The following is a 9,090-nucleotide window of genomic DNA, read 5'->3' as shown; positions in this document are numbered from 1 at the left end:
GGTCTCGTACGTTTCGGCGTTCTTCCGGTTGTCCCAGAGGCTGATGAAATGCGCGCCCTTCGGATTGACGAGCGTGACTTCCTCTTCGAAACCGTTCTGCTTGCGGAGCATCGGAACGACTTCCTTCTCGAAGAGTTTCGTGAATTCGGTTTCCTTGCCGCTCTTGATCTGGAAATGGACGTTGCGTGCGAACTTCATGTGGCTTCTCCTGATTCCTTGAGCATGTGTTCTTCATCGGGAAACCCGAAACGGAGGGCCGACTTCGACAAGGTACCGAATGCGGCTTGGACCTCTGAAGGATCTCCAGCATAGCACGGATCGCGCTGGATCCGGTCGATGCGCCGCAATGATTTTGATTTGTTCTCCGAGCGATTCCATGCCCGATCGAGTGAGCATGGAAAACGCTTGACGACGGCGCTTTCTTCATGCGTCGTTGGAATTTCCGGGACGCGAGGCCAAATCTTTATTTCCCCGTTTCCTGTAGCTCTCGCGACGGCCCCGCGCTTACCGCGTCCGGGACCGGGCCGTCGAGGTGATCGCCGGTTTGATCGTGATGCGCTCCTTCACGACGGGATGGCGCGAGGTTGCGGCGGGCGGCGGACCGCCGAAGTTCCCGGCGGGTCTGTTCATCGTCGGCCGGGCGTCGGGCGCGCTCGGGTTCGCGTGGGCGCAGAGGCGGGCCGCGCGGAGCGGACCGATCGGTCCAGCGGGTTGAGCCGAGGCTCCAAGGAACGATAGCCTTCGTCGGCGGCGATCGGCGGCAGGAAGACGCCCGCGCCGTAGCGCCATGATATCGTCGCCGAAAGTTCTCGAGGTCTACGGGGGGCCCCATGGAATCGCTGGTCGGACAGACCGTCGCGCATTACAAGATCGTGGGTTTGCTCGGTGCCGGCGGCATGGGCATGGTCTACGAAGCCGAGGATGCCGACCTCGGCCGGCACGTCGCGGTCAAGGTCCTCTCCGCGAGCCTGCAGGACGACCTTCCGATGCTCGAGCGATTCAAGCGCGAGGCGCGGGCGGCCTCCGCCTTGAACCACCCGGGCATCTGCACGGTCTATTCGATCGAACAGCACGAGAGCCGCCCGTTCATCGTGATGGAGCTCATCAAAGGGACGACGCTCGCCGAGAAGATGGGGCGGCATCCCTTCGAGATCCGCCAGCTCCTCGACTACGGGATCCAGATCGCGGACGCCCTCGAATCCGCCCACTCGAAGGGCATCGCGCATCGGGACCTGAAGCCCGCCAACCTCATGGTCAACGACCGCGGCCAGGTGAAGATCCTCGACTTCGGTCTCGCGAAGGTCGAGGCGGGCGCCTCTGCCGCCCAGAGGGGCGAGGAGGTGTCGCAGCTCGTCACCGCGATCGGGAGCGGGCCGCTCACGACCGCCGGGACGGTGATGGGGACCGTTCACTACATGTCGCCCGAGCAGACGCGGGGGCAGCTCACCGACGCGCGCACCGACCTGTTCTCTCTCGGCGCGGTGCTCTACCAGATGGCGACCGGCGAGATGCCGTTCCAGGGCGACACCGACGCGGTCGTCTTCGAGGCGATCCTGAATCGCGCCCCGAAGCCGCTTTCCGAGGTCAATCCGTCGATGCCCGCCGAGCTCGGGCAGGTCCTCGAAAAGGCGCTCGAGAAGGACCGGCAGCTCCGGTACCAGTCGGCGACGGACCTCAAGACCGACCTCCTGCGACTCAAGCGCAAGCTCGAGTCGGGGCAGCGGCGCGCCGCGGAGCTCTCGGACTCCCGCCCCGGCGTCCGACCGGCGGAGAAGTCCGTGGCCGTCCTGTACTTCGAGAACCTGGGCGGCCCGAAAGAAGACGAGTACTTCCGCGACGGGATCACGGAAGACATCATCACGGAGCTCTCGAAGATCGAGGGGCTGCGGGTCAACCAGCGCTCGATGGTCCTCCAGTTCCGCGACAAGCCGGTCGTCGCCTCCCAGGTCGGGCAGCAGCTCGGCGTGGCGTACGTCCTCGAAGGGAGCCTGCGGCGCGCCGGCGACCGCCTCCGCATCACCGCGAAGCTCGTCGAGACCGCTTCGGGATACGCCGTCTGGTCCGAGCGGTACGACCGCGAGATGAAGGACGTCTTCGAGGTGCAGGACGAGATCGCCCGCAGGATCGCCGAGGCGCTGCGGATCAAACTGTCGCGGCAGGAGCAGGACGCGATCGCGTCCAAGCCGACGGACAACCTGCAGGCGTACGACCTCTATCTCCGGGGCCGCAGCTACGCGCGGCGCCTGACGCGGCAGGACCTCGAGTTCGCGCTGCAGATGCTCGAAAACGCCGTCTCCCAGGACCCCCATTTCGCGCTCGCCTACGCCGCGATCGCGAACGTCTGCGCCTATTACCACGCCCATTACGCGCGCGAAGACGCGTGGATGCAGCGGGCGCGCGCGGCGGCAGAGCGAGCGATGACGCTCCATCCGGGGCTCCCGGAGGTGATGGTCGCCCAGGCCTGGATCCTGTACGCGAAGGGGCAGTACGACGAGATGGTCGTGATCCTCCGGAACGTGATCGCCCGGAAGCCCGACTGCGAAGGCGCGTACTACCTGTTGCTCCGCGGCCTGTACGCTTCCGGTAAGTACCAGGATGTCGCCAACATCGCCGAGGCTGCCGTCGAAGCGAGCGGCACCGACTACAACGTGTACGTCCCGATCGCGAATTCGCTCAGCGCGCTGGGAAAGATGGAGGCGGAAAGCAACTTCCGCCAGCGGGTCATCCAGGCCCTGGAAGCGCAGCTGCGCGAGATTCCGGACGACGCCCGCGCCCGGATCCTCCTCGGCGCCTATTACGCCGAGGACGGCCGGGTGGACGACGCGATGCGCGAGTCGAATCTCGCGATGACGCTCCGGCCGAACGAAGCGCTCGTGTTCTACAACGCCGCCTGCACCTTCTGCACGATCAACAGGAAGCCCGAGGCGCTCGATGCGATCGCGAAGGCCTGGCGCGCCGGGTTTCGGGACTCGGACTGGGCCAGACGCGATCCGACTCTCGCGCTGATCCGCGGGGAGCCCGAGTTCCAGAAGCTCTACCCGGAAAAGCCCGCGGCAGGGTAGGCCGCCCGGTCGAACGAGGAGGATTTCCATGGAATCGCTGGTCGGCAAGACCGTCGCGCATTACAAGATCATCGGCCTGCTCGGCTCGGGCGGCATGGGCATGGTGTACGAAGGGGAAGACACGGACCTCGGCCGGCACGTCGCGATCAAGGTCCTCTCCGCCGACCTCCAGGACGATCTCCCGATGCTCGAGCGGTTCAAGCGCGAAGCGCGCGCGGCCTCCTCGTTGAACCACCCGAACATCTGCACGGTCTATTCGATCGAGCAGCACGAGGGACGCCCGTTCATCGTGATGGAGCTGATCCGCGGGGCCACGCTCGGCGAGAGGATGGGGCGGCATCCCTTCGACGTCCACCAGCTCCTCGATTTCGGAATCCAGATCGCCGACGCGCTCGAGTCCGCCCATTCGAAGGGAATCGCGCACCGGGACATCAAGCCCGCGAATTTCATGGTCAACGACCGGGGGCAGGTGAAGATCCTGGACTTCGGGCTCGCGAAGGTCGAGGGGGGAACGGCCACCCAGAAGGGGGAGGAAGTCTCGCAGCTCGTGACGGAGGTGAAGTCGGGGCCGCTGACCGTGGCCGGGACGGTTCTCGGTACGGTCCACTACATGTCGCCGGAGCAGGCGCGCGGTCAGCTCACGGACGCGCGCACCGACCTCTTCTCCCTCGGCGCGGTGCTCTACCAGATGGCGACCGGGGAGACGCCGTTTCCGGGCGACACGGACGCCGTCGTCTTCGAGTCGATCCTGAATCGCGACCCGAAGCCGCTCGCCGAGGTCAATCCGTCGATGCCGCAGGGACTCGGTCAGATTCTCGAGAAGGCGCTCGAGAAGGACCGGCAGCTCCGGTACCAGACGGCGACGGAGTTGAAGACCGACTTGCTGCGGCTGAAGAAGAAGCTCGACTCCGGTCAGCGCCGGGCGGCGGGAATGTCGGACTCCAAGGCCGGAGCCGAGAAGGCCCCCGAGAAGTCGGTGGCGGTCCTCTACTTCGAGAACCTGAGCGGGGCCAAGGAGGACGAGTATTTCCGCGACGGGATCACCGAGGACATCATCACGGAGCTCTCGAAGATCGAGGGGCTGAAGATCAACCCGCGGTCGATGGTGCTCGCGTTCCGCGACAAGCCGGTGACCTCCTCGCAGGTGGGGCAGCAGCTCGGCTCGTCGTACGTCCTCGAAGGGAGCATCCGCCGCGCCGGCGACCGTCTCCGGATCACGACGCAGCTCGTCGACGCGGCGTCGGGGTACCCGGTCTGGTCGGAGCGGTACGACCGAGAGATGAAGGACGTCTTCGAGGTGCAGGACGAGATCGCGCGGAAGATCGCGGAAGCGCTGCGCATCAAGCTGTCGCGGCAGGAGCAGGAGGCGATCGCCGCGAAGCCCACGGACAACCTCCAGGCGTACGACCTTTACCTGCGGGGGCGCAGCTACGCCCGGCGGCTCACGCGCCAGGATCTCGAGTTCGCGCTCCAGATGCTGGAGAACGCCGTCACCCAGGACTCGAATTTCGCGCTCGCCTATGCGGCGATCGCGAACGTGTGCGCCTATTACCACGCCCACTATGCCCGGGAGGACGTGTGGATCCACCGGGCGCGCGCCGCCGCCGAGCGCGCGATGACCCTCCAGCCCGACGTCCCGGAGGTGATGGTCGCGCAGGCCTGGATCCTCTATGCCCGGGGGCAGTACGAGGAGATGGTCGCGATCGTGCGAAGCGTCGTCGCCCGGAAGCCGGACTGCGAGGGCGCCTATTACCTCCTGCTTCGCGGCCTGTACGCCTCGGGGAAATACCAGGAAGTCGCGAGCATCGCGGAGCAGGCGATCGAGGCGAGCGGCACCGATTACAACGTGTACGTCCCGATCATGAACTCCCTCGGTGCGCTCGGAAAGAGCGAAGCCAAGAAGAACGTCCGGCAGCGCCTGATCCAGGCCATGGAGGCTCATGTTCGCGAGATTCCGGAAGACGCGCGCGCGCGCGTCCTTCTCGGCGCGTACTACGCGGAGGAGGGGCGCGAGGACGACGCGATGCGCGAGAGCAACCTGGCGATGCTGCTCCGCCCGAACGAGGCGATGGTCCTCTACAACGCCTCGTGCACGTTCTGCACGCTCAACAAGAAAGCCGAGGCGCTCGACGCGCTGACGAAGGCCTGGCGCGCCGGTTTCCGGGATTCGGACTGGGTGCGCCGGGATCCGGACCTGAGCCTCATCCATGGAGAGCCGGAGTTCGAGAAAATGTACCCGGAGAAAGCCGCGGGGGGCTGATCCGCCTTCGCTCCTTTGGAGCTTCCGCCTTCGCTAAAGCTTCGGCGGACCAGTCGGCGCGACAAGTCGGCGCGACGACGTCCGCCTTCGCTTACGACATGTATCCGAAGAATGCCGATCCCGACACGTCCATGCCTTACGTGATGTGGGCGGGAACCCCGTACCCGCACCTGATGGCTCCCGTGAAATAGCCCGTCCCTTCCGGCGAGCGGCCGGCGGCGGCCGCTCGCCGTTCCATCTCCAGGCGTGCCATCACGGGACAGCAGGAGAAATGGGCGTTGCCGGGCGGCGGCGGCGTCAGTGCGGCTCTTCGCGAAAGCCGCGGGAGGGGACCCAGCCGCCGTGTTCCAGCAGTCGTCCGACCTCGTCTTCGGCAGGAGCGCCGGGAGCCGCCGCCCGACAACGGGCCAGCAGGTCCTGGTTGCGCGGCGGGTTCGGGTGATGCGCGACGAGGCGCCGCGCGATTTCCAGGGCGGCCGCAAACTTCCGCTCGGTCAGGAGAAGCTCCGCGAAGCTCGTGAGCAGCTCCTCGCGGAAGGGATCGAGGTCGAGCGCCTCGCGGTACTGGACGAGCGCGCGTCTGCGCCACAGGGGGTTGCGGGACAGGGCCCCGCCGAGCTGGAAGCGGTACTCGATGTTGTACGGGAAGAGGCGCACGCATTCCTGGAGGCGGACGATGGCGGCGTAGAAGTCCCCGTGCGCGAGAGACACCATCGCCTCCGTGTAAGCGCCGCGGGCGATTTCGTCGCGCGCCTCCGGGTCCAATTCCGCGGGCGCGTCCCACGGGTCGTCCGGCGGGAGGAAGGGCACGTCGTCGCGCGGCCGATTGGCCGCCGCGTCTCCGGATGGGGATGCCGGCACGAATTCGACCAATCCGCACGCCATGAGCGTGTAGAGCGTCTGCGCGGATTCCGAGCGGGAGCGGCCGAGCCGAAGGATGTCGCGGAGCCGGGTCTTCCCGTCGCAAAGCGACAGGAAATACGCTTCTTCGGAGCTCAATCGGAGCGACTGGATCTCGGTCGTGAGCGGGGTCGCTCGGCCGAAACACGCCGGATCGCCGAGAGCGCCGGCGCCGGGATCGCCTCCGCCTTCGCGCCGCACTCCCTCGATGATCAGGGCCGCGGTCGGCAGATCGACCGCGACGTCGGAATCGAGACGTCCATGCGAAGGGAGAAACGCGAAGTCGCCGTCCCGCCACGAGAAGCAGGAAAAGAAGATCTCCTCGAAGTGCCGCCGGGTCTCGGCGTCCAGGACGTCCCGGCTCACCAGTCCCTTCTCGACGAGGGACTTTCCGATGCGTCCCCCGCGGCCGCCCTTCACCGAATGGACGGCGTCCTCGAAGTCCTCTTCGTCGAGGACGCCGTGGATGAGGAGCGCGTCGCCCAGTCGCATGCCGGCGCGGGTCGAGTTCGCCGCTTTCAGCTCGCCGTCGACGAAGAACAGATGGATCCGCTCGGAGGGACGAGACAGAGTCAGCGTCCCCTTCGCGCGTCTCTGGACGATCCGATGCAAAACGATCGGAACGGTGGTCTCCCGCAGGGTTCCGCCGAAACAGAGCGCAGAATGCAAATTTGCCCCCGGTATGCGCAAAGAGTCTACCAGATGATCCCGTTGCCCGCGCGGAAGGCAGCCTACCGCGCATCGCCCGGCTCGCGCTTGATTCAATCGACCCAATGGTCGAGGTCGATCCGGTGAGCGGCTGCCGGAGTGGAACGAGGCAACCGAGGCCACGAATCCGCTAGTCTTGCCGGGTGGGCTCGCTCGCCGTCGGCAACCCTTCCCTGACCGTCGCGCTCGCGCTTCTGGCCGGCATGATCTGCCAGACGATCGCCCGGCACCTGAAGCTCCCCGGCATCGTGCTGCTGCTCTTCGCCGGCGTCGTGCTCGGTCCGGACGTCCTCGGCATCATCCGGCCGGAGGTCCTCGGGAGTGCGCTCCGCGCGCTCGTCGGCTTCGCCGTCGCCGTCATCCTGTTCGAGGGCGGCATGAGCCTGAGCCTGAAACGGCTGCGGAAGGAAGCCGCCGGAATCCGGCGGCTCGTGATCTACGGGACGCTGCTCACGGCCGCCGGCGGATTCGCGATCGCGCGCACGGTCCTGCGATGGGAATGGAGGCCGGCGCTCCTGTTCGGGACGCTGGTGATGGTCACCGGGCCGACCGTGGTGACGCCGCTGCTGCGCCTCGTGAAGGTCAACGCGACCATCTCGACGGTGCTCGAAGCCGAGGGGATCTTCGCCGACGCCTTCGGCGCGATGGTCGCCGTCGTCGCCCTCGAGATCGCGCTTCGTCCGACGGGAGGGTCGATCGTGCGCGGCTTCGCGGAAATCGGCTTCCGTCTCGGAAGCGGCGCGGCGATCGGGGCGGCGACGGGCGCGCTGATCGCCGTGCTGCTGAAATTCGAGCGGCTGGTGCCGAGCGGCCTGGAAAACGTGCTCACGCTGGCGATGGCGATCGCCCTCTACCACGCGTCGAACGCCGTCGTCCGTGAAAGCGGCATCGCGGCGGTGATCGCGGGAGGAATGGTCGTCGGCAACGTCCGCACGGCCGTGCTCGCCGACCTGCGCGAGTTCAAGGAGCAGCTGACGGTCATGCTCATCGGGCTCCTCTTCGTCCTGCTGGCGGCCGACGTCCGGCTCGCGGAGGTCCGCCGGCTGGGCCGCGCCGGGATCGCGACCGTCGTCCTGCTGATACTGGTCGTCCGCCCCCTGTCGGTGCTGATCTCCACCGCGGGCACGGGATGGTCGCGCCGCGAGAAGGCGCTTCTGTGCTGGATCGCGCCGCGCGGCATCGTGGCGGCGACCGTCGCGTCGCTCTTCGCCGAACGGCTGGAGGACGCCGGCATCGCGGGCGGGCCGGCGCTCCAGGCGATGGTGTTCCTCGTGATCGCGGCGACGGTCGTCGCCGCCGGGACGACCGGCGGACTCGTCGCGCGGCTTCTCGGCCTGCGGCGGCCGAGCCAGAACGGTTATGCGCTGCTCGGCGCGAATGCGGCGGGAATGGCGCTGGCGCGCCTTCTGCGCGAGCGCGGCGAGGAGGTCGTCGTGATCGACGCGAACCCGCAGGCGTGCCGCGCGGCGGAATCGGACGGTTTCCGGGTGCTGTTCGGGAGCGCGCTCTCGGATGCGCTGCTCGCGAGGGCCGAGCTCGACACGCGCGCCGGCGTGATCGCCGCGACCACGAACGAAGAGGCGAACGTCCTGTTCGTGAGAGTCGCGCGGCGCCGGTACAAGGCCCCCCGGGCGTGGGCCGCCCTCCGGAGCGGCCAGAAGAGCGTCACTCCGGCGATGGTCGTGGACGCGGGGGGCGCGGTGCTCTTCGGCGGGGCCCGCCGCGTCGATCAATGGATCGCGGCGCTCGATCGCGGCGCGGCGGCGATCTCGCACTGGACGCGCGCGAGCGACGGCGAGATCTTTCTCGCCGGTCTGGCCGGCGAAGACGACCCGGAATGGGGCGCGCTTCCTCTCGCCGTCACCCGGGGCGGGAAAGCCGTCCCGGCGGCCGACGACGTCCCGGTGCGGCGGGGGGACGAGCTCGCGCTGGCGATCGCGGACGATCGCCGGCAGCAGGCCGAAGCGCGTCTCGAGGAGCGCGGCTTTTCGCGCTCCGATCGAACGGCGAGCGAGAAGACCGCCTGAGATCCCGGGCTTCCGACGGGACATCGAGGAGCGATTCGGTCGAGCGACGGAGCGCGGCCGGCGGTGAATCACTCCGGCCGGCCGCGGGAGCGGTAGACTCCCGGGAGTGACCGAGACTCTTCGCCACTTCATC

Annotated in this window: 6 protein-coding genes; 3 read left to right on the top strand and 3 right to left on the bottom strand. The window is 67.6% G+C overall.

Translation table 11 applies throughout. The features are described 5' to 3' along the window. Together VKH46_13080 and VKH46_13075 are read right to left on the bottom strand one after the other, a co-directional pair. The coding region (locus VKH46_13080) for a hypothetical protein (protein HKB71772.1) at window positions 1-198 on the bottom strand (198 nt) is incomplete at its 3' end. Between the two features lie 306 nt (window positions 199-504). Next, on the bottom strand, window positions 505-630 hold the full coding sequence (locus VKH46_13075) for a hypothetical protein (GenBank protein ID HKB71771.1): 126 nt from the start codon (window positions 628-630) through the stop codon (window positions 505-507). A 200-nt stretch (window positions 631-830) separates the two neighbouring features. On the opposite strand from VKH46_13075, the gene VKH46_13070 reads away from it, so the two are divergent. Next, the gene (locus tag VKH46_13070) at window positions 831-3,062 is read left to right on the top strand and encodes a protein kinase (GenBank protein ID HKB71770.1); all 2,232 of its coding nucleotides are present in this window, start codon (window positions 831-833) and stop codon (window positions 3,060-3,062) included. 28 nt (window positions 3,063-3,090) lie between these two features. Beyond that, window positions 3,091-5,322, top strand: a complete 2,232-nt coding sequence (locus VKH46_13065; GenBank protein ID HKB71769.1) for a protein kinase — start codon at window positions 3,091-3,093, stop codon at window positions 5,320-5,322. A gap of 297 nt (window positions 5,323-5,619) precedes the next feature. On the opposite strand, the gene VKH46_13060 is transcribed toward VKH46_13065, so the two are convergent. Next, complete coding sequence (locus tag VKH46_13060) at window positions 5,620-6,891, bottom strand: DUF4388 domain-containing protein (GenBank protein ID HKB71768.1); 1,272 nt, start codon at window positions 6,889-6,891, stop codon at window positions 5,620-5,622. Between the two features lie 182 nt (window positions 6,892-7,073). Here VKH46_13060 and VKH46_13055 point away from each other — a divergent pair, with 182 nt between their 5' ends. Then, window positions 7,074-8,957 carry a cation:proton antiporter gene (locus VKH46_13055; GenBank protein ID HKB71767.1) on the top strand — a complete coding sequence of 628 codons (1,884 nt, stop codon included), beginning with the start codon at window positions 7,074-7,076 and terminating at the stop codon, window positions 8,955-8,957. Window positions 8,958-9,090: the final 133 nt, after the last annotated feature.

It is taken from the genome of Thermoanaerobaculia bacterium (genome assembly GCA_035260525.1).
GTDB lineage: Bacteria > Acidobacteriota > Thermoanaerobaculia > UBA5066 > DATFVB01 > DATFVB01.
This window is presented reverse-complemented; position numbering and strand designations above follow the sequence as displayed.

Excerpts from the sequence above, each read along its gene's own strand:
- VKH46_13065 (HKB71769.1), top strand. The coding sequence starts at position 3,091 with ATGGAATCGCTGGTCGGCAAGACCGTCGCGCATTACAAGATCATCGGC.
- VKH46_13075 (HKB71771.1), bottom strand. The coding sequence starts at position 630 with ATGAACAGACCCGCCGGGAACTTCGGCGGTCCGCCGCCCGCCGCAACC.
- VKH46_13070 (HKB71770.1), top strand. The coding sequence starts at position 831 with ATGGAATCGCTGGTCGGACAGACCGTCGCGCATTACAAGATCGTGGGT.